This is a genomic window from Anaeromassilibacillus sp. SJQ-1 (genome assembly GCF_046693725.1).
Lineage (GTDB): Bacteria > Bacillota > Clostridia > Oscillospirales > Acutalibacteraceae > Anaeromassilibacillus.
Genome location: NZ_JBKEIV010000034.1, coordinates 1 through 24,706, shown reverse-complemented (window position 1 = coordinate 24,706; position 24,706 = coordinate 1). Strand labels below are relative to the sequence as shown.

23 protein-coding genes and 3 pseudogenes are annotated in these 24,706 nt (G+C 49.0%); 4 read left to right on the top strand and 22 right to left on the bottom strand.

The window, feature by feature from the left end:
* Positions 1 to 114 precede the first annotated feature (114 nt).
* Both ACGCCZ_RS07555 and ACGCCZ_RS07550 read left to right on the top strand, forming a co-directional pair.
* Positions 115 to 1,190, top strand: a pseudogene (locus ACGCCZ_RS07555) (6-phosphofructokinase).
* A gap of 20 nt (positions 1,191 to 1,210) precedes the next feature.
* Positions 1,211 to 1,459: a hypothetical protein gene (locus ACGCCZ_RS07550; RefSeq protein WP_054323066.1), complete on the top strand. Its 249-nt coding sequence runs from the start codon at positions 1,211 to 1,213 to the stop codon at positions 1,457 to 1,459.
* 241 nt (positions 1,460 to 1,700) lie between these two features.
* Here ACGCCZ_RS07550 and ACGCCZ_RS07545 read toward each other — a convergent pair whose 3' ends face one another.
* The 16 genes and pseudogenes from ACGCCZ_RS07545 to miaB all read right to left on the bottom strand — a co-directional run bounded on the left by ACGCCZ_RS07545 (position 1,701) and on the right by miaB (position 19,040).
* Positions 1,701 to 2,078: a ComEA family DNA-binding protein gene (locus ACGCCZ_RS07545; protein WP_152918281.1), complete on the bottom strand. Its 378-nt coding sequence runs from the start codon at positions 2,076 to 2,078 to the stop codon at positions 1,701 to 1,703.
* Between the two features lie 22 nt (positions 2,079 to 2,100).
* The gene (locus tag ACGCCZ_RS07540) at positions 2,101 to 2,910 is read right to left on the bottom strand and encodes a Cof-type HAD-IIB family hydrolase (protein ID WP_054323068.1); all 810 of its coding nucleotides are present in this window, start codon (positions 2,908 to 2,910) and stop codon (positions 2,101 to 2,103) included.
* Complete coding sequence (locus tag ACGCCZ_RS07535; protein WP_411655705.1) at positions 2,907 to 3,869, bottom strand: RluA family pseudouridine synthase; 963 nt, start codon at positions 3,867 to 3,869, stop codon at positions 2,907 to 2,909. The genes ACGCCZ_RS07540 and ACGCCZ_RS07535 overlap by 4 nt, the downstream gene beginning before the upstream one ends.
* Positions 3,862 to 4,413 (bottom strand): signal peptidase II, encoded by a 552-nt coding sequence (lspA, locus tag ACGCCZ_RS07530; RefSeq protein WP_411655704.1) that lies wholly within the window; start codon positions 4,411 to 4,413, stop codon positions 3,862 to 3,864. Before lspA ends, ACGCCZ_RS07535 begins: the two co-directional genes overlap by 8 nt.
* A 52-nt stretch (positions 4,414 to 4,465) precedes the next feature.
* Positions 4,466 to 7,255: an isoleucine--tRNA ligase gene (gene ileS / locus ACGCCZ_RS07525; protein ID WP_411655703.1), complete on the bottom strand. Its 2,790-nt coding sequence runs from the start codon at positions 7,253 to 7,255 to the stop codon at positions 4,466 to 4,468.
* A gap of 21 nt (positions 7,256 to 7,276) precedes the next feature.
* Complete coding sequence (locus ACGCCZ_RS07520) at positions 7,277 to 7,978, bottom strand: DivIVA domain-containing protein (protein ID WP_082402065.1); 702 nt, start codon at positions 7,976 to 7,978, stop codon at positions 7,277 to 7,279.
* A 16-nt stretch (positions 7,979 to 7,994) separates the two neighbouring features.
* The gene (locus tag ACGCCZ_RS07515; RefSeq protein WP_411655702.1) at positions 7,995 to 8,753 is read right to left on the bottom strand and encodes a YlmH/Sll1252 family protein; all 759 of its coding nucleotides are present in this window, start codon (positions 8,751 to 8,753) and stop codon (positions 7,995 to 7,997) included.
* A complete protein-coding gene (locus ACGCCZ_RS07510) occupies positions 8,753 to 9,232 on the bottom strand; it encodes a cell division protein SepF (protein ID WP_054323071.1) in 480 nt (159 codons plus the stop codon). Before ACGCCZ_RS07510 ends, ACGCCZ_RS07515 begins: the two co-directional genes overlap by 1 nt.
* Before the next feature lie 97 nt (positions 9,233 to 9,329).
* Entirely contained in the window at positions 9,330 to 10,070 is a 741-nt protein-coding gene (locus ACGCCZ_RS07505; RefSeq protein WP_054323072.1) for a YggS family pyridoxal phosphate-dependent enzyme, read from the bottom strand.
* Positions 10,051 to 11,439 (bottom strand): HlyD family efflux transporter periplasmic adaptor subunit, encoded by a 1,389-nt coding sequence (locus ACGCCZ_RS07500; RefSeq protein WP_054323073.1) that lies wholly within the window; start codon positions 11,437 to 11,439, stop codon positions 10,051 to 10,053. The genes ACGCCZ_RS07505 and ACGCCZ_RS07500 overlap by 20 nt, the downstream gene beginning before the upstream one ends.
* Positions 11,440 to 11,466: 27 nt before the next feature.
* Positions 11,467 to 12,432 (bottom strand): tRNA (adenosine(37)-N6)-dimethylallyltransferase MiaA, encoded by a 966-nt coding sequence (miaA, locus tag ACGCCZ_RS07495; protein WP_054323074.1) that lies wholly within the window; start codon positions 12,430 to 12,432, stop codon positions 11,467 to 11,469.
* On the bottom strand, positions 12,323 to 13,216 hold the full coding sequence (locus ACGCCZ_RS07490) for a hypothetical protein (RefSeq protein WP_411655701.1): 894 nt from the start codon (positions 13,214 to 13,216) through the stop codon (positions 12,323 to 12,325). Before ACGCCZ_RS07490 ends, miaA begins: the two co-directional genes overlap by 110 nt.
* A gap of 23 nt (positions 13,217 to 13,239) precedes the next feature.
* Positions 13,240 to 14,439, bottom strand: a complete 1,200-nt coding sequence (gene mutL, locus ACGCCZ_RS07485) for a DNA mismatch repair endonuclease MutL (RefSeq protein WP_411655700.1) — start codon at positions 14,437 to 14,439, stop codon at positions 13,240 to 13,242.
* An 18-nt stretch (positions 14,440 to 14,457) separates the two neighbouring features.
* Positions 14,458 to 17,066 (bottom strand): annotated as a pseudogene (mutS, locus tag ACGCCZ_RS07480) (DNA mismatch repair protein MutS).
* A gap of 104 nt (positions 17,067 to 17,170) precedes the next feature.
* Positions 17,171 to 17,575 (bottom strand): YlbF family regulator, encoded by a 405-nt coding sequence (locus ACGCCZ_RS07475; protein ID WP_054323077.1) that lies wholly within the window; start codon positions 17,573 to 17,575, stop codon positions 17,171 to 17,173.
* A 73-nt stretch (positions 17,576 to 17,648) separates the two neighbouring features.
* Entirely contained in the window at positions 17,649 to 19,040 is a 1,392-nt protein-coding gene (gene miaB, locus ACGCCZ_RS07470; protein WP_411655699.1) for a tRNA (N6-isopentenyl adenosine(37)-C2)-methylthiotransferase MiaB, read from the bottom strand.
* A gap of 226 nt (positions 19,041 to 19,266) precedes the next feature.
* Here miaB and ACGCCZ_RS07465 point away from each other — a divergent pair, with 226 nt between their 5' ends.
* The gene (locus ACGCCZ_RS07465; protein WP_411655698.1) at positions 19,267 to 19,656 is read left to right on the top strand and encodes a hypothetical protein; all 390 of its coding nucleotides are present in this window, start codon (positions 19,267 to 19,269) and stop codon (positions 19,654 to 19,656) included.
* 88 nt (positions 19,657 to 19,744) lie between these two features.
* A complete protein-coding gene (locus ACGCCZ_RS07460; protein WP_411655697.1) occupies positions 19,745 to 20,107 on the top strand; it encodes a papain-like cysteine protease family protein in 363 nt (120 codons plus the stop codon).
* A 51-nt stretch (positions 20,108 to 20,158) separates the two neighbouring features.
* Here ACGCCZ_RS07460 and ACGCCZ_RS07455 read toward each other — a convergent pair whose 3' ends face one another.
* From ACGCCZ_RS07455 to ACGCCZ_RS07430, 6 genes and pseudogenes are all read right to left on the bottom strand, one after another.
* On the bottom strand, positions 20,159 to 21,388 hold the full coding sequence (locus tag ACGCCZ_RS07455) for a DUF4097 family beta strand repeat-containing protein (RefSeq protein ID WP_411655696.1): 1,230 nt from the start codon (positions 21,386 to 21,388) through the stop codon (positions 20,159 to 20,161).
* Complete coding sequence (locus ACGCCZ_RS07450) at positions 21,385 to 21,756, bottom strand: PadR family transcriptional regulator (RefSeq protein WP_411655695.1); 372 nt, start codon at positions 21,754 to 21,756, stop codon at positions 21,385 to 21,387. Before ACGCCZ_RS07450 ends, ACGCCZ_RS07455 begins: the two co-directional genes overlap by 4 nt.
* Before the next feature lie 119 nt (positions 21,757 to 21,875).
* Complete coding sequence (locus tag ACGCCZ_RS07445; protein ID WP_411655694.1) at positions 21,876 to 22,430, bottom strand: hypothetical protein; 555 nt, start codon at positions 22,428 to 22,430, stop codon at positions 21,876 to 21,878.
* Between the two features lie 75 nt (positions 22,431 to 22,505).
* Entirely contained in the window at positions 22,506 to 22,811 is a 306-nt protein-coding gene (locus ACGCCZ_RS07440) for a glycosyltransferase family A protein (protein WP_411655693.1), read from the bottom strand.
* Positions 22,812 to 22,918: 107 nt separating this feature from the next.
* Positions 22,919 to 23,716, bottom strand: a complete 798-nt coding sequence (locus ACGCCZ_RS07435; protein ID WP_411655692.1) for a hemolysin family protein — start codon at positions 23,714 to 23,716, stop codon at positions 22,919 to 22,921.
* Positions 23,709 to 24,178 (bottom strand): annotated as a pseudogene (locus ACGCCZ_RS07430) (CNNM domain-containing protein). Before ACGCCZ_RS07430 ends, ACGCCZ_RS07435 begins: the two are co-directional and overlap by 8 nt.
* Between the last annotated feature and the right edge of the window lie 528 nt (positions 24,179 to 24,706).

Here is a 24,706-nt window from a genome sequence, read left to right as displayed (position 1 = left end):
TGGAAAAATCTTTGTACTCTGCTATTCCTCTTGGGATTTGCAATGTCAGCAGAGACATTTTTCCTTCGGAATTTCGGCGTAATAAAAAATGATGTAAAAAAGGATGTGGCTTTCATGAAAAGAATTGGTATTTTGACGAGCGGCGGAGACTGTCAGGGCCTCAACGCCTCCATCCGCGGCGTTGCAAAAGCGCTGTATGAAGAGTTTGGCGATAATGTGGAAATCTATGGCATTAACGACGGTTACCGCGGCTTGATCGAAGGCAATTACAAGCGCATGAAACCGGAGAATTTCTCCGGCATCCTGACGCTCGGCGGCACAATTTTAGGCACTTCCCGCCAGCCATTTAAGCTGATGCGCGTCATTGACGAGAACAGCGGCGATAAGGTCAAAAATATGAAAGACAACTATAAAAAAATGAAGTTGGATTGTTTGGTCATTTTGGGTGGCAACGGCACGCATAAGACTGCCAATCTGCTCAGCGAAGAGGGTCTGAATGTTGTGACGCTTCCAAAAACCATCGACAACGATGTCTGGGGAACCGACATGACCTTTGGCTTTTACAGCGCCATGAATATTGCCGCAAACGTATTGGACTGCATCCATACCACCGCTACTTCACACGGGCGTGTATTCATTGTGGAGATTATGGGTCATAAAGTCGGCTGGCTCACCCTATATGCAGGAATCGCCGGCGGCGCCGACGTCATCCTCCTTCCAGAAATTCCGTACGACATCGACAGTGTGGTCAAAACCATCCGGCAGCGGAATGAATCTGGCAAGCGTTTTTCCATTCTTGCTGTAGCGGAAGGGGTTATGTCCAAGGAGGAAGCCAAACTCAGCAAGAAGGAATTCAAAGCTGTACGCGCAAATATGGCATACCCCTCGATTTCTTACCGTCTGGCCAAAGAGATTGGCGATAAGACCGGGCAAGAAATCCGTGTAACAGTACCCGGACATTTTCAGCGCGGCGGCAGTCCATGCCCCTATGACCGTGTACTTTCCACACGTTTCGGCGCTGCAGCGGCAAAGCTGATTGTACAAAAGCAGTATGGCAACATGGTCGCATTGCAAAATGGACAGATTGTCCCGTGCCGCTGTCGGAGGTCGCTGGCAAGCTCAAAACCGTTCCAAAGGACTGCGACGTCATCCAGACCGGACGGGATATTGGCATCTGCTTTGGCGACTGATCGCAGAGGAGGTTTTCATCTTGTTTGATTTGGAAAAACACCATAAGTTTTTAAAGATTCTCGGTGCAATCGGAATGACAGCTGCTGCATTAGGGGTTCTACTCACTGCGGTAAGCGGTTGGGTGATTTGGAAATGGGTCCGCTGCATGGATACCGTACAGAAATCCTTACCTACTATAAAAAAAGCGTCTGCTTTATATATTGAAAGGCACGAAAAGGAGCTGGACGATGAATATTGCACCGACGATAGCGACTGTATCCCCTTTTAAAGTCTAAAATTTTTCTAAGCATGAGAATCGCATCCCATACAAAAATTTGTAAGTTGCGAATTCTTTCAATAAACTTGAAAAGTATAGCCAAAAGAACTACAACGGAAATGAGGGTATCCTTAAGCCATTTCACGGCCTAAGGATACCCTCGTTTTTTAGAAACCCAGATATTTTTTCAAACAGAAAGAGATTGCCCCTTTCCTATGAATCCAAAGATTCGTAGTTTGGGGGCACCCTCTTTTTATTCAGCCGGCTCCACTGTCACACTGTCTCGAATCTGCTCAAAAAGAACCTCTCCGATTCCTTTCACTTCCTTTAGTTCCTCGACACGGGAAAAGCCGCCATATTCTTCCCGATAATCGATGATTCGCTGTGCCAGAGCCGGCCCAATACCTTGTAACGTATCCAAATCCTCCAGGGAAGCGGTATTCAAATGGATTTTCTCAGAAGATTCCTCCGCTTCCATGGAATACTCGCCATTCCCTGAAAGCTGGTCGGTTTCTACAAAGCTTTCTAAAGAAGCATCCGGAACATAAAACGCATTGTATCCGATCAAAAGCGCACAAAACACCAACGCTATGGCAATCAAAACCCGTGTCTGCCGCTTTTCCTCTTCCACTTCTGGGTCACCTCTTCCCGATTCAACCGTATTGCCGCTCAATCTCCTCAATCAAATCCGCAACTGCCCCGTGATAGCAGTGCCCCACTACCAAATCCGCCCGTTCCTTTAGGTCGTCCGGCGCGTTTTCCGGCACAACCGCCACACCAGCAGCGTCCAACAATTCCACATCGTTGTAGTAATCACCGATGGCATAGACATTTTGCATACAAAAACCAGCGAATTCAGCCGCTCTCATCAGTGCCTTCCCTTTGCTTGCCTGCTCTGGCAACATCTCTAAATAATTCTCAGAGGAGGACACAAACCGCACCCCTGGATGTAAAAATGTGTGGGTAAAAGCTTCCATGGCATCTTTTTTATCCGCATCGTCTGCAAAGAGTGCTTTATACCATGGCTGCGTTGGATCCATCGGCGGCCCATCCTGCCAAGAAACATGCTCATGGTTGAGGTGTTCCGTCACGTAGGCATTGCGGCGCAATATGTGGATGGTTTCCTGACAAAAGTATTCAATTCCCGCAGTCGGAAACTGGTCGTACAGTGTCTGGATATATCCCGCGGCGCTCGTCTGCTCCAAAGAACAATTCCAGAGCATTCTCTCCTGAAGATAATCATACAAAATCGTCCCATTGAGGCAAATACAAGGGCCTTTGGGATGGGTAAGCGCTGCATAACGTGCACCAGATCGTATCGAACGCCCTGTGGCAATGGCAAAACTCCCGCCCGCTTCCTGGAAACGCGCAATGGCATCCAAATTGCGCTGGGGAACTACAAAGTTTTCCCCAATTAAGGTCCCATCCAGATCACTCACCAGTAAGATTCCCTGTAAGTTCAAGTCCCATCACTCCCTGCGGTCTGTTTTCTTAACTTTTCCAATAGTGTCATAAAATAGGGCGGCAGTTCGCTTGTGATTTCCAAATAGTTTCCCGTACGCGGATGAATAAAGCCGACGACCCGCGCATGCAGGCATTGGCCGTCAAGATTGGGAACCGGCTTTTTGGGCCCGTACACCGGGTCACCCGCCACCGGATGTCCAATGTATGCCATGTGTACACGAATCTGATGTGTACGCCCTGTCTCCAATTTCAGCCGCACATGTGTAAATCCCTTATACCGCGCTAAAACTTCAAAGTGCGTCACGGCATTGCGAGCATTCTTTTCTGTAACCGCCATACGCTTGCGATCCGTGGGATGACGGCCGATCGGTGCATCCACGGTGCCGGTATCCTCTTTGAGGTTACCATGGACTACCGCTTCATACACACGTGTAAAGTGATGCTCTTTAATCTGTTCTGCCAAATGTTGATGCGCGAAGTCATTCTTGGCGACGATCAATAACCCACTGGTATCCTTGTCAATGCGATGGACGATCCCCGGGCGAATCACCCCATTGATTCCAGAGAGGGAATCTCCACAATGCGCCAGCAATGCATTGACCAATGTTCCATTTGCATGGCCAGCCGCCGGATGTACCACCATTCCCTTCGGCTTATTGACCACCAAGAGATCGGCATCCTCATATCGAATATCCAAGGGGATCGCTTCCGGTAAGACATCCAATCCGACCGGTTCCGGCAAAATCACTTCGATTTTATCACCCCGATGCAGACGGTATTTTTTACCCAAGATTTTTCCCTCACAGGAAACCTTTCCCTGCTCAGCGAGGCGTTCCGCTGCTGAACGTGTGAGTTCCTCCATTCGAATGGAGAGGAATTTGTCCAGACGCAGTCCTTCATCCTCAGACTCCGCTACAACGCAAAGCGGCTCCCCCATGCGCATTTCCAGATTATTCATGGCTATCCAACCGCTTTTCATTCTTCCGTTCCAGGAAGAACAGGATGTGTATCATCAAAAGAACGGTCCCCACCGTCACACAACAATCTGCAAAATTAAAGATCGGCGGGAAAAATGACACATGAATATAATCGACTACATAGCCCAAAAAGATACGGTCGATCAGGTTCCCAATACCGCCGCCAATAATCAAGATAGAAGCTGCAATCGAGCAGGCACTGTGCTTTTTATAGACAAACAAACCTGCAATCAATAGAATCGTAATGAAACCTGTGGTAACAATAAAAAACCAACGCTGATCCTGCAACATTCCAAATGCTGCACCACGATTCTCTAAATAAGTAAAATCTAAAAGGCCTGGAATGGCAGTCATACTCCCCACCGGCTTCAATTGTACCACAACTAAACGCTTAATCAATTGATCCACCAAAGCAGCCACGACCGCCAGGGCTGAGAAAGAATTGCCAATGTAAATCCTCCTTTGCGCCTTCGCGCGGTTTCGGATCGGATGAAAAAAGGGCGAACTTCCGCCCGCCCTTTCCAACCATACTTGTATTCTCCCATGTATCGGGTCTTCCATACATCGCCGCAGCGAATCAGCGCAAAGCCTCTGCACAGTGTTCACACACATCCAGATGTGCAGGATCGCTCCCCACCGTGTGGCTGAAACTCCAACAACGGGCACATTTTTCGCCCTCTGCATGGCTGACTGTGACCGAAAGTTCCGGAACTTCTTCACCCGTAAATTCGCCCTCGCTGCTGTTTGATACCTCAATCTGAGAGACAATAAAGACCTCGGCCAACTCATCCTCAACCGACTTTACAAAATCATACAGCTCGCCTTCACAGAACAGCTGAACCTTTGCATCCAGGGAGGCGCCGATCACTTTATTCTTGCGCGCCAACTCCAGCGCTTTTTTTACATCGTCGCGCAGCTGATGGATACGATCCCAACGAGCGGTGAACGCATTGTCCACATCCACACCGGTTGCCTGGGGCATCTCATTGAACAGCACACATTCTCGATCTGCTTTGCTGTCATGCGGCATAGCCTGCCAAATCTCATCCGAAGTGTATGCTAAAATGGGCGAAATCAGGCGCGTCATACCATCTAAAATGATATACATTGCAGTCTGTGCGGCTCTGCGGCTCTGACTGTCCGGCTTTTCCACATAGAGACGATTTTTCAATACATCCAGATAGAAGTTCGACATGTCTACTACGCAGAAATTATGAATTGCGTGGTAGGCATTGTGGAATTCATATGTATCATACGCTTCTTTACACTTTGCAGACAACGCATCCAGCTTTGTCAAGGCCCAACGATCAAGCGGCTGCAACTGTTCCAACTCTACCTGATCCTTGTCCGGGTCAAAGTCCGAAAGATTGCCCAGGATAAAGCGCGCTGTGTTCCGAATCTTCCGATAAGCGTCCGAAAGTTGTTTCAGGATTTCCTTGGAAATGCGAATGTCCGCATGATAATCCGAAGACGCCACCCACAGGCGCAGAATATCCGCGCCATACTGGTCGATGATTTCCTGCGGAAGAATACCATTTCCCAAAGATTTACTCATTTTACGGCCTTCGCCGTCCACCACCCAGCCGTGGGTGACAACCGCTTTATACGGTGCAGTCCCGCGCGTTGCCACGCTGGTCAACAAAGAGGATTGGAACCAACCGCGGTACTGGTCCGCCCCCTCCAAATAAAGGTCCGCCGGCCACTTGAGCTCCGGACGCTGCTGCAAAACAGCCGCATGTGTGGAGCCGGAGTCAAACCAGACGTCCATAATGTCATGCTCTTTTTTGAAGTCCGTACAGCCACATTTCTGACATTTCACGCCCGCTGGCAGGAGGTCCTTTTCTTCCATGGCATACCATGCATCCGAACCCTTGTCCCGGAAGATCTCTGAAATATGCAGCATAACGTCCTTGTCAATCAGCGGCTCGCCGCATTCCTTACAATAGAAGATCGGAATCGGCACACCCCACCGGCGCTGACGGGAAATACACCAATCCTTGCGATCCATTACCATGGATGTGATGCGGTCTTTTCCCCATCCTGGAATCCATTCCACCTCATTGATGGCTTCAACCGCCTGTTTCTTAAAGGAATCCACCGAACAGAACCACTGCTCGGTAGCCCGGAACAAAACCGGATTTTTGCAGCGCCAGCAATGCGGATATTGGTGAATGATGTGCTCCATCGCAAACATTGCGCCAGTTTCCTGCAAGTGCTTGGCGATCACCTTGTTGGCCGCCTCGGTGGTCAAGCCGGCAAACTGGCCCGCCTCTTCGGTGAGTTTTCCATGGCTGTCCACTGGGACAACAACGGGCAGCTCCGGGTAATGGTCGCGGCAGACTTCAAAGTCTTCTACGCCATGTCCAGGCGCAGTATGGACACAGCCGGTACCGCTTTCCAGAGTGACATGATCTCCTAAGATGACCAAAGAGGTGCGGTCCAAAAATGGATGTTGCGCCTTCATATATTCAAGATCGCTGCCCTTAAACGTAGCAATCACTTCATAATCTGTTTTTTCAGCTTCTTTCATCGCGCCTTCCATTAACGCAGAAGCCATCACATAATATTCCTCTTCCCATTTGACCAGAGAATACTCAAATTCCGGTCCCAAGCAAATCGCCACATTGCCGGGCAATGTCCAAGTGGTCGTGGTCCAGATCACAAAATAGGTCTTGGAAAGATCTGCCCCTTTTTCTGTAAACAACCCCTTGTCATCTGTCACACGGAATTTCACATAAATCGAATTGCAGGGATCTTCGGCGTATTCAATCTCAGCCTCTGCCAAGGCAGTCTCACATTCCGGGCACCAGTAGACCGGCTTTAACCCCTTATAGATATATCCCTGTGTCGCCATCTCTGCGAAAATCTTGATCTGTTCCGCCTCAAAATCGTGTGTCAGGGTAATGTATGGATTTGCCCAATCCCCGATGCCGCCCAAGCGTTTAAATTCATTGCGCTGGTCGTCCAGATACCCGAGGGCAAATTCGCGGCAGAGCTTCCGTAGCTCTACGTCGGAAATGGTCGTGGAGTTCTCAACGCCCGCCTTTTTGCGCGCCTTGAGTTCCGTAGGCAGACCATGTGTATCCCAACCGGGCACATACGGCGCCTTGTAACCTGCCATATTGCGATAACGGACAATAATATCTTTGAGCGTTTTATTTAAAGCAGTCCCCAGATGAATGTCGCCGTTGGCATAAGGAGGGCCGTCATGCAGTACAAAAAGCGGTTTTCCCTCGTTTTTCTCCAACACCTTTTCATAGATATGCTTTTCTTCCCAAGTCTTCAGCATTTCCGGCTCCCGTTTCGGCAAGCTAGCTTGCATCGGGAAGTCGGTCTTGGGAAGGTTCAGCGTGCTTTTATAATCCATTGGTCTCTACTCTCCTTGGTTTTATTTGCCCGGCGTAAACACATCCGTCGGTATATTCAGGCCATCGTCGCCGTGTGAAAAGGATTCTTGCGGCGAGATGTCCGGATCATCGTCAAAATTCGCAATAGTCACATGAAAATCCGCTGGAAGCTCCATGGTGGGTTCTTCTGCCACCGGCGGCTCCTCTGTCTGCTTGACCGGCTGCGGCTTAATTTCCTGTTCCGGCTGTGGCTTATAGGTCGGAATTGCGTCAATCAAGGTTAAATGCTTTTTATAGGTCTCCAAAAGCTGTGCACGGAAGTCCGAAACTTCTTTTTTCAAGCGCTCCAACTCGCGCTTTTGCTCTTGAATACTCTCTTCCGCCGTACTGGCGATATGGCCAGCTTTGAGGGTAGCATCCTTCACAATAATCTCCGCCTTATGGCGCGCTTCTCGGATGGAAGCATCCCCCAACTTCTGCGCACTCACAAGGGCATTTTTTATTTCATCCTCTTCCTGCCGGTAATCCTCGATCTTCCCTGCCAAAACCTCTAACTTCTTGAGAAGCTGCTCTTTCTCCGCATTCTGCTTCTCCATCTCTTCCTTGAGTTCAATATTTTTCTTCAACAGTTCGTCGTAGGACTCCTTTACTTGGTCGATGAAGTTGTCCACGTCCTCAGTATTATACCCGGAGAACCGTGACTTTCGAAAACTGACATTGATGATGTCGTTGAGCGTAAGCATATAGGAAGCCTCCCAATCAAATATATTTTCTGCCGGCAATGCTGAGCCGTCCTTTTTTGGTCACGGGGCCGATTCGGTCCAAAATATACCGCCCTTTTCCCCGGATCGACAACTTTGCCTCTTCCGTAACCTGTGTGGAAACCGAAGTGACTACCTCGTGATTGAGCATTACCACTCCAGCCGAAACCAGCCCCGCCGCCTTTTCCCTGCTGACACCTGCGGCCAACGCAACAATACAGTCCAGCCGGGCAGAGGCCACTACACCGGAAAATGGCGCAAACGTATGCGGCACAGGCAGTGGTTCTTGCGCGCCTCGTGACAGCGTAACCCCCACACGGCCGATCTTATCGGTCTGTTGTAAAAGGAACTCGGCAACCTCCGCACGAGAGAACAAAACTGCACGGCCAGGCTCCACCAAGATGTCCCCCAGCGTCTCACGCACGACCCCCTTGGAAAGCAGCGCTCCCAAAAAATCACGATGGGTCAAAGAATCACACATCCGGTAGGAAACCGTAAAAGTTTCCAACGGAAAATCCTCTGGACACGCTTCCTGATAATCCGGAAAGGCGCCAAACAAAACACGTTCTGCCTCTGGATATCCACCCCAGAACAAAAAATTGGAAAAGCCGGTGTGGCGCATGAAACTCTGCGCCACACCCGCCTGACGTTCATCCAAAAAACCGACAAAATGCGCCCGGCCGCGCTCTGCGATTCGCACAGCGTCCCGGAGTTTGGCCTCTAAAACGGCATCATCCATTCCTGTACGCTTGTCCATTAGAAATATACGCCGTTGTTTTCCAGCTCATCCAATACGTCGTCGCCGGTCAAATCGACATTATAGGGTGTAATAATAAAGGTACGCGTCGCCACAGGCTTAATCTTTCCATTCTGAGCATAAGCCACGCCACTGAGGAAATCCAAGATACGGCGAGAGATATTCTTTTCCGTATTCTCCAGATTGAGCACCACCGTATGGCGCTTCAAAAGCTCATCTGCAATGGCGCGTACCTCTTCCCCATAATGTTCGGGCTTAAACAGCACCACTTGCAACTGGGCGGTTGCATGTATATTTACCACTTTATTCCCGGTAGAACTGGAAGGCGCACGGCGAATACTATCGCGCGGCTCTGAAATTGTCTCGTGCTCCAAGGGTTTCTCCTCTTCCTGTGCCGTCTCGTCGTAATCGTAGTCATAATCGTACTCGTCATCTGGCGGATTCCACATATTTTTAAATTTCTGTACCAGTCCTGCCATAATACAAAGCCTCCTAAAATTCTTCTGCTCTCCTTACAGATCAGCGGGTCAAACCTGCGGCGCAGACCCTTTTGCCGCTCCAAAGGAGCCTTTCCTCTCAACGGATGTTATAATTCCGGGCGCCAAAGAGCGCTGAACCAACGCGCACCATATTTGCGCCAGCCAGGATTGCCTGTGCATAATCCGCAGACATCCCCATGGACAAAACATCCATAGAAACATTATCTAATTTTTTGTGTTTCGTGTCAATAAAATATTCGAACATCTTTGAAAAATAGTGCTGTGTCGCCACAGAATCGGCATCTGCCGGCGGAATCGCCATCAAACCGCGCACTCGAAGGGCCGGTAAAGTGGAAATTTCTTTTATGAGCGTCTCCAAATGCTCTGGCAAAACCCCCGACTTATTTTCCTCTCGCCCGATATTGACCTCTATCAGAATATTCATCGTCTGATTTCCCCGTATACTCAGCCGGGAAATCTCCTGTGCCAATTTCATGCTATCTACCGATTGAATCATGCTGACCTTTCCGATCAAATATTTCACTTTATTGGTCTGTAAATGCCCAATAAATTGCACATCGGTCTTTTCACGCTCCAAAGCATCATACTTATCGCACAATTCCTGCACACGATTTTCTCCAATATGGTCCAAGCCCCGTTCAATTCCATAATTGATGACCTCGACCGGGACCGTCTTTGTTGCGGCCAAGAGCGTAATATCCTCTGGCCTGCGCCCCGAGCGGATGGCCGCTTCTGCGATTTCGGCCTGAATCCGTTTCATGTTCTCTTCCAGAGCGCGGCAACGCTGTGCCAGCTCATCACTCGACCACTTTTCCATCGTACAAATCCGTCCCTTCTACAACCACTTCATCATAAAGTTGCACGGTTCGATCCGTAAAGAGTCCCTCCATGGGATCCTCCTGTTGCGCCTCTTCTCCTTCCGCTTCATCCTGCACAAAAGGATCGTAGGACCGCGTCTTTTCTTCTTCCTCTGTCAGCGCTTCACAGATCACATAGCTATTGGTGCTATACAAGGGGAATATCTGACAGAACTGAATCTCGCTGCCGTGCATCACATAAACGCCCTTGACCTCCTTGGTTACGGTTCCATTGACATTGCCATCCTTATCATACGTCTCCTTGGTAATTGTTTCAAAATGCACGGATTTTTGACTGACACGGATGCCACTGTACTCTTCAATTTCAATCTGCACCGTCTCATTGCGTAGGCGGGCCAGAGATGCATTCATATTGTTACAGCGCATCACCACGGCGGCCTCGGATTCCTTATCCTTTTGATTGATCTTAACGACCTCTGCCGGGAGAGGAGCCGCCGAAGCAAAAGGGAACGTCAATGTGACACAACGGGCTTCATACCGAGTCTGATTTGCCTTCTCCTGAAATTTCAGCGCGGTGTCTGCATCTACAATACAGACAAAATACCAGTTAAAGTCTGCACATACCTTTCCAATCGAAGCCGAGGGTGTCACCTGCATAGCAGCCATCTCACGAATCTGATCCGGTGTGATGTCCTCAACCTGATCGTAATCGAATACGCCTTCATACCCATCCACATAGCTGATGAAGTACCCGGAGTCCGGGGATGCAATCGTCCCTGTTTGTGAACCATGGGTAGAAGCGATGGACTGCCGTTCCGCTTGGAGCGTACTGATCCGCGCATTGAAATCCGTAACCTTTTCTGTAACGATCTGTTTTTCATTCAACAGATAGAGGAATTCCTCTCGGTACTCCGAAAGGTCGCTCAACCCTTCCTTTCGGGAAGCAATGAGCAAGTCCGTCAACTCCTGATTGATCTGCTTGTTCAGAGAATCGGGATTCGCCGCATATGTATCGCCGGGCGTATTCAACTTTTGCAGCCTTGCAATCTCGCTGTCCAATTCCTGCAACTGCCTCTGCGCTGTGGCATCTGCTTCGTTGGCATAGGTGACTGCGACAGTGCCGCCTTTGTGAATATGGCCGCCGTCTTCAACAGCGTATGTCAAAACGCCATTTGCCGGCTGTTCAATCAGGCTTTCTTTCCGAATGGCAATTCCGGTGGTCTCGATGGTATCCGCTTCTGTTTTGCTCAGCGCAGTTTCCGTCCGCACGGTGCTGTAATTGGCACTGTAGATCTGATAACCGATATAGAAAAACAGCAGTAGCGCAATAAAAATAGAGAGCAGCCGCTTCAATATGGAATTGTTCATTCACATCCCCCTTTGTAGCGCCGGCGGTCAGTCTTTACACCGCCATGTGTCCAAAATCGACTGTGCCGCCGAAACGAGCCCCAAGCTGTCGGGATATGCATCCACGTGTAACCAATGAATATTCTCCTCCCGGCGAAACCAAGTCAACTGCCGTTTGGCGTAGCGGCGTGTCTCTCGTTTGATGTTCTCCGCAACCTCCTCCCGGGAAATCTCCCCCTGAAAATAGGGCGCCCACTCCTTATAGCCGATCGCTTGTCGTGCCGTAGAAGCACGTTGCCCCAGTACCTGACGGGCCTCCTCCTCCAAACCATCTGCCATCATTTTGTCAACCCGCGCATTGATCCTCGCATAGAGATTTTCCCGGTCGAGAAAGTCCAAACCGATCATACAGACATGATAAGGAGATGGTTTCGTGCGGGATCGCTCGATCTGCTGAGTCATGGTCGAACCTGTTGTATAATAGATCTCGAGTGCCCGAATCACCCTTCCCAGATTATTCGGATGGAGGCGCGCTGCCGATTCCGGATCTATCCGCCGTAGCTCGTCCATCAAGGCCTGCGTCCCTTCCTCTTCCGCACGCTTTTTGAGAGAGGCGCGCAGGGCGTCGTCGCGGTCTTCCTCTGTGAATTGCAAGTTTTGTAGGAAAGAACGGACATACAACCCGGTTCCTCCAGCCAGTATGGGAAGCTTTCCGCGCGCATGAATATCTGCTACACACTGTGCCGCCAGTTTCACATAATCCGCCACACTGAACGACGCCTGGGGGGCCACAAAGTCAATCAGATGATGCGGTACTCCACGCATCTCGTCCACCGTCGGCTTGGCTGTTCCGATCGACATTCCCGTATAAATCTGCATAGAGTCCGCCGATACGACTTCCCCTTCACACCGAAGGGCCAGTTCCACTGCCAGTCCACTTTTTCCAGATGCCGTAGGCCCCACCACAGCAGCCACAGGTATCTGTGCATCCACTTTTTCTGCTTTCGAGATCATTTCTATTATAACTCCATCTGGTAAAGAATTTGTCAAACCCGGCCGAATTGCTTTTCCAAATCGCGTTTTTTGAGTAGAATCGAAACTGGGCGTCCATGCGGGCAGTAGCGAATCTGCGGATTTTGCTCCAATCGGTCCGCCAAGGCGAGCAATTCTTCCGGCCGACTCCATCCCCCGCCTTGACAGCCGCCCGGCAGGCGACATTGTGATAAAGCCAGTCGAGCCGCTCAGTCGTGAGGTCATTTTTACTATTCGCAAGGTAGCCGGCCATCTCCATCACGGCATCGGCCACCCCTTCACCCCCCAGAATCAAGGGGGCGCTGCGCACCAATATGGTACCTGCTCCAAAGTCCTCCAGCTCAAATCCTGCCTGCTCATAGAGCTCCAATGCATTCAGAACCGCGGCGTATTCATTTTTTTCCAGAGTGACGGTTACAGGCTGCAATAACATCTGATGGGCGACAGTCCCCCGATTTGCCTTTAATTCCTCATACAGCATCCGTTCATGTGCCGCATGCTTATCAATCAAAATCAATTCATCCCCGCGTTCCAAAAGGATGTATGTTCCGAAAGCTTCTCCCACCAGCCGTGCAGGAAGGGGTTCTACCTTTTGCTTAGAAGTAGGCTCCTCAGCCGGAACCACCGGCTGTACAGGTTCCTGCGTTTTTTCCTCCTCTAACGCCTCCCCTTTTTCCTGCGAAGGCGTATTCAGAGCAGTAGTTTCTTCGTCTTCCGGTCCTGCAACATCCACAAAACGCATGTCTGCGCCAAAAGTACGTGTCAACCCTGAAGGGACGCCACTGTCGTTTACCGAAAGCCCTGGAAGCGGTTCCGCAGGTTGGATCTTCGGGCAGGAACCGCCGGTTTAGGCGTATGGACCGCCTCTCGCACAAGCGGCTCCAGCGGTGTAGACGTTTGAGCCACCGGCTCAACCATCCGCAGAGGAAGCTGCTCTGCGGTACTTGTTTTCGGGAAGGGAGCAGGTGCTGGACGTTCTAGTTTCATCACATTTGGGCTATCCCATTGATTTAATGCGGTTTTAACGCCGTGATACACTGCATCAAAAATGGGACGCTCGTTCAAAAAACGCACCTCGATCTTCGCTGGATGCACATTGACATCCACGGACCCATAGGCCATGCGCAAATGCAAAACGCACGCCGGCACCTTCCCCACCATGAGGGACCCCTTAAAAGCCTCCTCCAAAGCTACCATCGCCGTCCTGCTCTTCACATAGCGGCCATTCAGAAAAAAGTGCTGCATGCTCCGATTGGGGCGGGCATTGGCAGGCTTACTGACAAATCCAGATACCTCTATCCCATTATAGTCATACTCTACAGGCATCAGTCCAGCTGTAAATTCTTTGCCGAATACCGCATAGATGGCAGACTTCAGTTTGCCGTCTCCCGGCGTATGCAGCGTCTCTTTCCCATCCCGTATAAAGCGCACAGAAACCTCCGGATGCGAAAGTGCAAGGCGATCCATTACGGCTGCAACCGCATTGGCCTCCGTTACATCTTTTTTTAGAAATTTCATGCGGGCGGGCGTGTTGTAAAAGAGATCGCGCACCACAAAAGTGGTTCCCTGTGCACACCCTGCATCTTCACAACACTCTTCTTCTCCACCCGAGATCACATATCGTGTTCCGGCTAACTCATCCGCAGTGCGGGTGAGCAATTCCACCCGCGCCACCGCCGCGATGGACGCCAATGCTTCCCCCCGAAAACCAAGCGTAGCGATATTTTCCAAATCGTCCTGGACCTTTACTTTACTGGTCGCATGGCGCAGGAAAGCGACTGGCACATCCTCCCGCACGATTCCACTGCCGTTGTCGGTGACACGCATAAAAGTGGTGCCGCCGTTTTTGATTTCCACTGTCAAAATGGTGGCGCCAGCATCCACTGCATTTTCTACAAGTTCCTTAATCACAGAACTGGGACGCTCCACTACCTCGCCAGCAGCGATCAGCTCTGCCACGTGCTTATCCAATACATTAATTTTGCTCATGCGGCACCTCCTTTATCTCTATTTCGCAAGCCGACAAAGTTCAAACAAGGTGTTCATGCACTCAATTGGCGTCAACGTATTGACATCCAACTGCCGCAAACGCCCCATCACTTCTGTTTCATTTGGTGGAATCAGAGCTAACTGCGCTTCTGCCTCTTCCTGGCGCTTTTTCCCACGCGCCTTTGGCATAGAAACCTGCTGTCCCTGTTCCAGCTCCGCTAAAATCTGTTTCGCGCGTGCGACCACCTTCTCCGGAACGCCTGCCAACTTTGCCACCTCAATTCCAAAGCTGTCATCCGCTCCGCCGCGCACGATTCGGCGCAAAAATGTGATGTCGTCCCCGCGCTTTTTAACCGCGATGTTGTAGTTTTTGACTCCCTCAATCAGCGATTCCAATTCGGTCAACTCGTGGTAATGTGTGGCAAAGAGGGTTTTTGCCCCCAGTGTCTTTTTGTCCGCAGCATACTCCAAAACTGCGCGCGCAATGCTCATCCCATCGTAGGTAGAAGTTCCCCGGCCGATCTCATCCAAAATCAACAGACTCCTGTCGGTCGCATTTTTTACAATATCCGCCACCTCGGTCATTTCGACCATGAAAGTAGATTGCCCAGAAGCCAGATCGTCCGATGCCCCCACACGCGTAAAAATGCTATCTACAATGCCAACTTCTGCATAGGAGGCCGGAACAAAACAACCAATCTGCGCCATTACTACAATCAGCGCAATCTGGCGCATATAGGTCGATTTACCTGCCATGTTTGGGCCTGTAATAATCGCTACACGGTTTTCCCCTTTATCCAACAGGACATCATTCGGCACAAAAGGCGCATCCAGCAACGCCTCCACCACCGGGTGACGGCTTTCCTTTAGCAGAATCTTTCCATTGAGGTCCACTACCGGACGTGTATATCCATTGTTCACAGACACCTGTGCAAAAGAGAGCAAAACATCCAAACGCGCAACTGCCCGTGCCGTCTTTTGAATACGGTTCAATTGAGCGGCAACCGTTTTACGGACCTCATCAAAAGCTGGTGCTCCAGCTGAACCGAGCGGTCATGCGCGCCAAGAATCCGCCCTTCCAACTCCTTGAGTTCCGGCGTAATATAGCGCTTACAATTGGTCAAAGTCTGCTTGCGTATGTACTCCGGAGGGGCCTGATCCTTATATGCATTGGTGATCTCGATATAATAGCCAAACACACGGTTATAACCCACTTTCAGCTTTGGGATACCTGTGCGGTCGCGTTCCTTCGCTTCAATCTGAGCGATAATTCCCTTCCCGTCGCTCATATCCCCTTTGAGTTCATCCAACTCTGCACTATACCCTGGCTTTATGATCCCACCCTCTCGAATCGTAAATGGCGGTTCCTCGACAATTGCGCGATCAATCAGATCCAATACGTCGTCCAATGGGTCCAGATCCTGCTGGACTCCCGCCAGCATCGCAGATGTTCTATCCATCAAGAGATGTTTCAATCCCGGAAGCTTGGCCGCAGTCGCGGCAAGCGAGCGCAATTCCCGCCCGTTGGCAGAGCCGTACACAATACGGGACATCAAGCGTTCCAAATCATAAATACCGGTGAGCTGCTCTGAAAGGTTATCCCGCAGAATTGCATCCCCAGAAAGCTCCTCTACCGCATTTAAGCGGCGGCTGATCTGCGCGGGGCTGAGAAGCGGCTGCTCAATCCAGGAACGAATCAGACGCTTCCCCATTGCCGTACGGGTTTTGTCTAATACCCAAAGCAAAGACCCTCGCTTTTCCTTGTTTCGCATGGTTTCGAGCAGTTCCAAATTCCGCCGAGCATTGAGATCCAAACGCATGAATTGGGCGCCGCTGTAGAGTTCTACCTCTGTCATGCGTTCCAAGCCTGTTCGTTGCGTTCGCTTCAAATAACGCAGTAGAGCGCCGATTGCCCGTACTACCAGCGGATTTTGCTCCAATCCTAACGCATCCAACGTCTCCTTTTGGAATTGCTCCAAAACAAGCGGTTCACATATTTCCACCTCATATTCCGACGAATCCAGCAACTCTAAGCTGGCAGACAGCCGTTCCTTGATAAAAGCCGGAAGCGCCTTGTATTCCAGTATGTCTGGATTCACCAAAATCTCACGCGGCGAATAGCGGGAAAGTTCATTGAAGAGTTGTTCCTCCAAATCCTCGCCCGCCAGCGTGGTGGCATGTAACTCTCCGGTAGAAATATCCGCAAAACAAACTCCCGCCTGCGCCCCTTCTGCACAAAGCGAGCAAATAAAATTGTTGCGCGTCTCGTCCAGCATACTGCTCTCCAGTACGGTACCGGGCGTAATGACACGCACAATATCGCGTTTAACAAGCCCTTTTGCAAGTGCAGGGTCCTCCATCTGCTGACAGATGGCCACCTTATACCCCTTGGCAACCAGGCGCGCAATATAAGTCTCCGCACTGTGGAATGGAACGCCGCACATGGGAGCGCGCTCTTCCTGCCCACAATCGCGCCCGGTGAGCGTCAACTCCAGTTCCCGGGACGCAAGCTTTGCGTCGTCGAAGAACATCTCATAAAAATCGCCCAGACGGAAAAACAGAAGCGTGTCGGGGTATTGCTCTTTTATTTGAAAATACTGCTGCATCATGGGGGATAAATTCGCCATGCTTGCGCCCTTCCTCCTTCACAAAAGAAACAATCCCCGCCGGGGTTCACCCGGCGGGAGCTTTGTCTCTTGGTTCAATTCAAGTCCTTCTGTCGCCGGCAGGATCAGTGGCATCCGCCGCAAGCAGAACAATTCCCACCGCAGGACTCCACATAATCCGCTGTGTTTGGATCTTCTCCATCCGCACTCTGGCTAATAATCGCACTGATACGCTGCAAAAGATGATCCATCTCCTCTTTGGCGCGATTGTAAGCGGTCATATTCTCATTTTGCATAATGCGCGCATAAATATGGCGCATCTCGCCATTCAAGCGCCGTAATTTCTCATCATCGCGCGTGTCGCTCTGTGTCTCATTGCTGATCGCAATACGCTTGAGGTTAAACTCCCCAATCAGTTCCTGCAACTCTTCATCTTTATCGCACTGGGCGCTGACCGCGCGCATATTCAAATAACGCTCATCCTTCTGCAACTGACGGCCGATTTCTCTTGCTAACTCAATCATATCCATGTTAAATCTCTCCTGTTTCTAAATATCAATCATTCATTTCTATCTAAAACGGTTTCAAAACCGATCGAACCCTCTATACAAGTTCCCCTCGCAAAATCCAATTGCGTGCAGCAGTTACCCGAACATCGGCAAACGACCCGATCAGCGACGGGGCCCCGGGAAAGTCCACTACAACATTGCCGTCCGTCCTGCCGGTCAACAGCCCTGTCTTTTCATTTTGTTCTTCTACCAAAACCCGCTGTATAGTTCCCACCGTGGCCGCGCAACGGCTTGCCGCAATCCGTTCCTGTTCCGCGCAGAGTTCTTGAAACCATCTGGTTTTTTCCTCAGCAGGAATAGGATCGTCCATTTTTGCAGCGCGTGTCCCGACGCGAGGAGAATAGATGAACGTATAAAGAGAGGTAAACTCCACCTGCCGAATCAGATCCACCGTGTCTTGAAACTCTGCATAGGTTTCCCCGGGGAACCCGACAATAATATCGGAGGTTAGCGATAGATCTGGGATCTGTTTCTTTGCATAGGCAATCAGATCCAAATATTTTTCCCGCGTATATCCGCGGTTCATCTCCCGCAGAACACGGTTGTTGCCAGACTGGAACGGAAGATGCAAATGATGGCTGATGTGCGTCCCTTGGGCAATGGTATCGATCAGCTCGTGCGTTGCATCCTTGGGATGGGATGTCATAAAACGAATGCGATAGTCCCCCTCCACAGCATCGAGCATACGCAACAACGCAGAGAAGTTAACCCCTTCCTCCCGATGCTTGCCGTAGGAATTTACATTCTGCCCCAACAGTGTAATGTCCTTATAGCCGGACCGAACCAGCCCGGTGAACTCTTCCAAGATCGCCTGGGGAGACCGGCTCCGCTCTCTTCCCCGCACATATGGAACAATGCAATAGGAACAGAAATTGTCACAGCCATACATCACTGTGCACCAAGCGCGGATATTCCCGTCGCGGTGGATGGGCAACCCTTCCACAATCTGCTGATCTTCACTGTCGTCGCCACGCTCAAAGATACGGCGCCCATCTGTCAACATCCGGAACATCAGTTCCGGGAAACGATGAATCACATGGGTACCAAATACCAAATTCACATAAGGAAAGCTCTTTCGAATGCGCTCTGCCACATGTTCCTGCTCCATCATGCATCCACATAGGGCAATTAAAACAGACGGATGCCGGCGTTTGATATTTTTCAAAGCGCCCACATTTCCAAATACACGATCTTCGGCGTGTTCACGAATTGCACATGTGTTGAACAGAATAAAATCCGCTTCATTGACGTCGTCCGTAAAATCAAATCCCATCTGTTCCAACTGGCCTTTGATTTTTTCGCCGTCCGCCACATTTTGCTGGCAACCATAGGTGTGTACAAATGCCATTGGCTGGGGACCACGCGCACGGATTGCCATAATCTGTGCAACATCCTCTATATATTGTTTTTGGGAAAATTCTGCCAAAAGGTTAGCCCTCCCCATGTTGTATGGTTTTCGTGTCATTATACCATATTGTACATACTCTCGCAAGGTCTCTCTTGTTTTTACAAAAAATATGTTTTTATTCCGAAAAATTATAAAAGTCAAAAATAAACAAAAATGCTCTTGACGCAGGCCCCTACTCTCGTTATACTAAACCCATTATGCCAAAAAACGGCATAAAATTGAATGTAGAAATGGAGATCGAGAAATGAAAAAAACTGTAACTCTGGCGCTTTCCCTGCTATTGGCTATGAATTTACTAACAGGATGCAGTACGGCAGGCGCGCCTGTGGGGACAGACCCATCCTCGAAGGATGCCAACCAGACCAGCTCTCAGAGCAGCATGGAAGCGGAGACTTCCACCGGGAACTTTACAGATGAAATGAAAATGGCTTATGCTGCCGACCTTTCGCCTGACGATGGAGCGGATTCCGTGGAACGGCAGGCGGATGTAAAGAATTCCCCCTATTTTACAAGCAATGACTATTATAACATGACCTCCACGGACACCTTAACCATTCTTCCAAAATTCCAAACGATCCAACAAACGTCGGAATGGAGCTGTGGCGTTACCAGTGCAATGATGGTCCTGAACTGACTACGGAAAACTTGGCGATTGGAATGAAGCATCGCTGGCCGAACTACGTCGGGATAACACGCCCAGTGCTACTACATTGCGGCAGGCGATGGATATTTTTGATGGTGTTGGTGGATTTACATATACAACCACCTACGATTTCGAAGACTTGGAACAGATCGATTTGACCATGATCCAAGACTACCTCAAGGACGGCGTTCCGGTAATGATCGCGTGGAACGATTGGGGTGGACACTGGCAAGTAATCATCGGCTATGACACAATGGGGACAGAAACGCTCGCGGACGATGTCATCATTGTGGCAGATCCATACGATACAACCGACCATAACCAGGATGGCTATGGGGTTTACCCAGCGGAACGCTTTTTCTACAATTGGACCATGTATGATTTCTTTGAAAATGACCCCAACGATAAGTTGTTCCTTGCTGCAAAACCAGTAGAAGAATAAAGACAAAATAAAGCAGAAGCCGGTTTGAGAAAAAACTGGCTTCTGCTCTTTTTATGCGTTATTGGTATCAAAAGTGATCTGAATACGGCCCAGATCGGTGGTTACTTGTAACTTTTTGGTCCCTGTGGATTTATTCTCCAGGTTCTTTTTCCCAAGTCTCTGCTCCGTGATAATTTGGTAATCCTCCTGGTTTCCATAGATCGTTCCGGCAACTTCCCCATTTACGGTTTTTAGCTGAATATCCGGCGACTGCAGTCCTTCCAAAGAAATCGCACCATTGGTGGTTTCCGCCTGGATTGCCTGCGTTGCTTGAACAGCGTGTAACGCAATGAATCCATTCTTCGATTCAAGGTTCATCACCTCGGAAATACAGTCTTCCAAGTGGATGGCTCCGTTGCTTGTGCTAAGCTCAATCTGTTGATCGGCCTGTATCGCACGAAGGATTAATTTCCCGTTTCTCGTTTTTGTACATAGGTTCTCCACGCCTAGATGGTCGAAGTCAATGGTTGCGTTTTGCGTTTCACAGGAAAATGACGTAAGTTGTTGTAAATCCTTTGCCTCAATTTTCCCATTGTCGATTTTTACATCAAGCCCTCCCAAGTAGGATGTAGGACGCTGCACCACAATACGATAGGTACCCTTTTTCTGTTCCTGCTCTCTCTGGTCCTTATTTTCCAAATAGATCGTGCTTCCTTTTTGTCCCACTGTATAAAGTTGTGTGCTATCCGTCTCATAAGAAATCACAATCTCTTCTGTATCAGCAGCTTCAAAGGTGATGGATTTGTTTTCGGCTTCAAATTTCATCGCATCCACTTCATGTACCGGCGCACGGTATTCTTCCATATGCTTTCCAACGGTATCCTTCTTCGATGAAGTCTCTCTTTCATCCCCCTGCAATATTTCTTCAGACATCGAAGAAAAAGATTCTGAATGTCCTTTTGAGGGTAAAACCTGCTCTGCTACGGAATTAGTCCGTAATTCTTGATAGGTCACTATTCCGAGCGCCGTCCACACGCCCAATACCACCAGTATTGCAACGACTACCCCTAATGCAATCCAAATCGGTTTTAAACTAGGACGCCGCTGTGGATTTTCGAGCAAGATTTTTTGTGCCAGTTGATTGACATCCCCTAGACTGGCAACAGCCTCTTCTTCTGACAGCCCACTCTCCATTTTATCTTCTACGATTTCTTGATAAAATGCTACAATTGTATTCCGATCACAATCTGGAAGCGCTCGTAAGAGCTGGTACAGTTTTTGGAAATAGGTCTCCTTTTTCACAGCATGGTTTCCTCCTTGTCCGTTTGATCTCCCGCATGATGATTCAGATTTTCACTTCCGTATACGGCCTTTTGAACAAAGGCATGGATTCGCTCCAATTCCTTCCATTCATCCCAAAAATCATATAGCCTTCTCTTTCCCTGTGCCGTTGTGCCATAATATTTGCGAAGACGTCCATTGTGTGCAATGGAATAGGTCGTCAGATAGCCCCCTGCCTCCAAACGGCGCAAAATAGGGTACAAGGTCGATTCTGACATTTCCACACAGGCAGAGAGATCCTTCATAATCTGATAACCGTAGGAGTCCTCACGATCGATGACCGCCAGAACACAGACCTCCAACAATCCCTTCTTCAATTGTATGTCCAAATCGATACCTCCTATCAAATTATATTATATATTACATAGTATTCGTTGTCAAGAAAAGGCTGTGCAGAAAAGGCTTATCTACACAGCACTATTTCATTTCGTCTTATACATCCAGGGGATTAAGTTCCATGTACGAATTGGCGCTTGAGATTCTTTTCTGTACGCCGCCCAACTCTAAGCAGTTTATCGTACCCTAAAACTCGCAATATACCGCGCACCGCATTATACCCGTTGCCCTCATGCAGCATAATATCCACGCCGTTCATCACGGCACGGGGAAGCAACTCCTGTGTAAACAGAACTTCCAATTCAGACTCTTGTTTAAAACTGGTCTGCAACAAGAATTCGACCCGCTGAAGCGCCTCCACAGCCTGAAAAATATCTTTGCCGATGGGTTTCATTTTTCCACGTTTCAGCTCAAATACCGAATTTCGTTTTAAAAGCGTCGGAGACTGCACAATATTTTGCGCATGCAAGAGGCAAAGGAACAGAAATTCCTGTGCATATCCATACCGGCAGCCCTCTGTGAAACGCAATCCCTGCTCTCGCAGAAAATCTCGACGTAAGAGAACCGCTGAGAGGTCGATCTGTAGCGTTCCACGGATGACCTCCTTCATATATGCTACGCCGGACTGCTGCTGAACAGCCTTGCTGAGTGAACGGCGCTCCGCCAAACGTGCGTCCTCTTCACAGGAGCTTCCAAATACGCAATCCGCTCCTGTGCGTTCTGCGGTTTCAAAAAAAGCCCCTCAGAAAATCGGCATACAATCTTCGGGCAAAAACAAGGAAATATAGGTTCCACTTGCCTTCTGAATACCGGTATTGAGAGCGGCTGCTACATCACTGTCACCATTTTGAACCACAAAGCCATGTAGCCGTTCATTTTTAATGAGCTGCACACATTCCAAAGGCGTTCCATCGTCCGAACCCATATCCACCAAAATAAACTCCGTTTCTATTCCATTCGTCTGACGGACTACAGAGCGCAAAATCCCAGAAATCTCCTGTTCAACATTCCTCACCGGAAGAATGACAGAAAGGCTCATCGCTTGCATACACTCACCCCTTGCCCAAGCGAATCCGAACGCAGGTTTGCAAACCGAACGCTTTTTCTCAGTATAGCACAAATTCTCCAAGATAAAAGCGCTAATTGTCCCAAACTTTATTCATCCTCGGTCGTTTCTTCTGGTGAAACCATCGTCAATTGTGTCGCATGATGGGTTGTCGCCTTGGTGACCGTAATATGCCACCCTTCAAAGTCGAATGTATCTCCTACCGCTGGGATTTTTCCAAGCAACTCCATTGCCCAGCCACCAACAGAGGACGACTCATAGTCGTCCGAATCGCCCAAGTCGAACTCCTCAAATAGATCGTGCAAATCCGCACTGCAATTGACCAAATACGTATGATCATCAACCTGTTTAAAATAGTCGATTACGACGTCATGCTCATCCCAAATATCACCCACCAATTCCTCGATGATGTCCTCCATGGTAACGAGCCCTTCTGTACCGCCGAATTCGTCGACCACAATGGCCATATGCGACTTTGATTTTTGTAGAGTACGCAACAAATCCGAGATCTTGACAGTCCGGCTGATATAAAGAACCTTTTTCATCACCTGTTTGATATCCGTAACGCCATTCTTTTGCGCGCTGAAATAATCCTTTTCATGGACCATACCGATGATGTTGTCAATGGAATCCGAATAAACCGGCAGTCGGGAATACGTATTGTTCAGGAAAACATCCGAAATCTCCTGGAATGGGCATTCTTCATCAATGCCAACAATATCAACACGAGGGGTCAAAATATCGTCGGCTGTCAAATCATCGAACTCAATCGCCGAGCGGATCAGTTCTCCCTTTTCTTCGTCAATACCGCCCTCATTCTGTGCCTCATCGACGATGGTTTTGAGTTCCTCCTGCGTCATTCGATTGTCCGATTTCTTCTTAAACACCAGTACTGAGCAACTTTTTCCACTGGGAAAAAATGAAATTAATCGGCGTCAGGATGGTCATCAAAAGCTTCAAAAAGGGTGCACTAAAACGCGCAAACGCCTCTGGGTGTTCTTTTGCCAAACTTTTCGGTGAGATCTCGCCAAAAATCAAAACTACCACTGTCATAACCGCGGTGGACAGAGATACGCCAGCTTCCCCTAACATTCGTGTAAATAGATCGTCGACAGGGACGCACTTGCAATATTTACAATATTGTTGCCGATCAGAATCGTGGACAACATTTTATCATAATCCTCTGAAACAGCAAGCGTAAGCGCAGCACGGGAATCCCCTGACTCTGCCGCCGTTTTCATACGAATTCGGTTCAATGTAGTGAATGCTGTCTCCGATGCAGAAAAATAACCAGAAAATAACACACAGATAACAATTCCTATTACAATGCCAAAGTCGGCACCTACCATGGTTTTCTATCCTCTTTTTCATAAAAATAAAATGATATTGGGACAATTTTAACAGATTCCTCTTCTATTTTCAAACCGCTAGTTTCTGCGCCTGGCCCGGAAAGGCAGCTATTTTCGGTTGCAGGTAACCACATCGAGCGCTTTTATCGATTTGCTGCCTGCCTCGGTCTTTTTATAGGAAAACCTTTATCCGGTCCGGAAAAATCATTCCATTTTTCTTGAGATTCCGAACAGAAGATCCTGTGCCCTGCTGTTTTTATCTCGTTTTATTCCAAAATCATTGCAATGGCTTGTCAAAAATTCGAATAGTTCCAGCGAGTTCAAAATATTTTTTGTCAAAACCTCTTGCATTGGGCATAGAAGTACGTCAATATAAAAAAGCTGTTTACGACAGTTGTCTCGTTAAAGAGAAGTACCGTTAGCTATGAAAAAACGCGAAAGCGTTTCACGATAAATGCGAAAACTGACACGAGTATGGAAGTCGTTTCGTTATATTACCTTCAATAACCGAACCAAGTACAGATCACA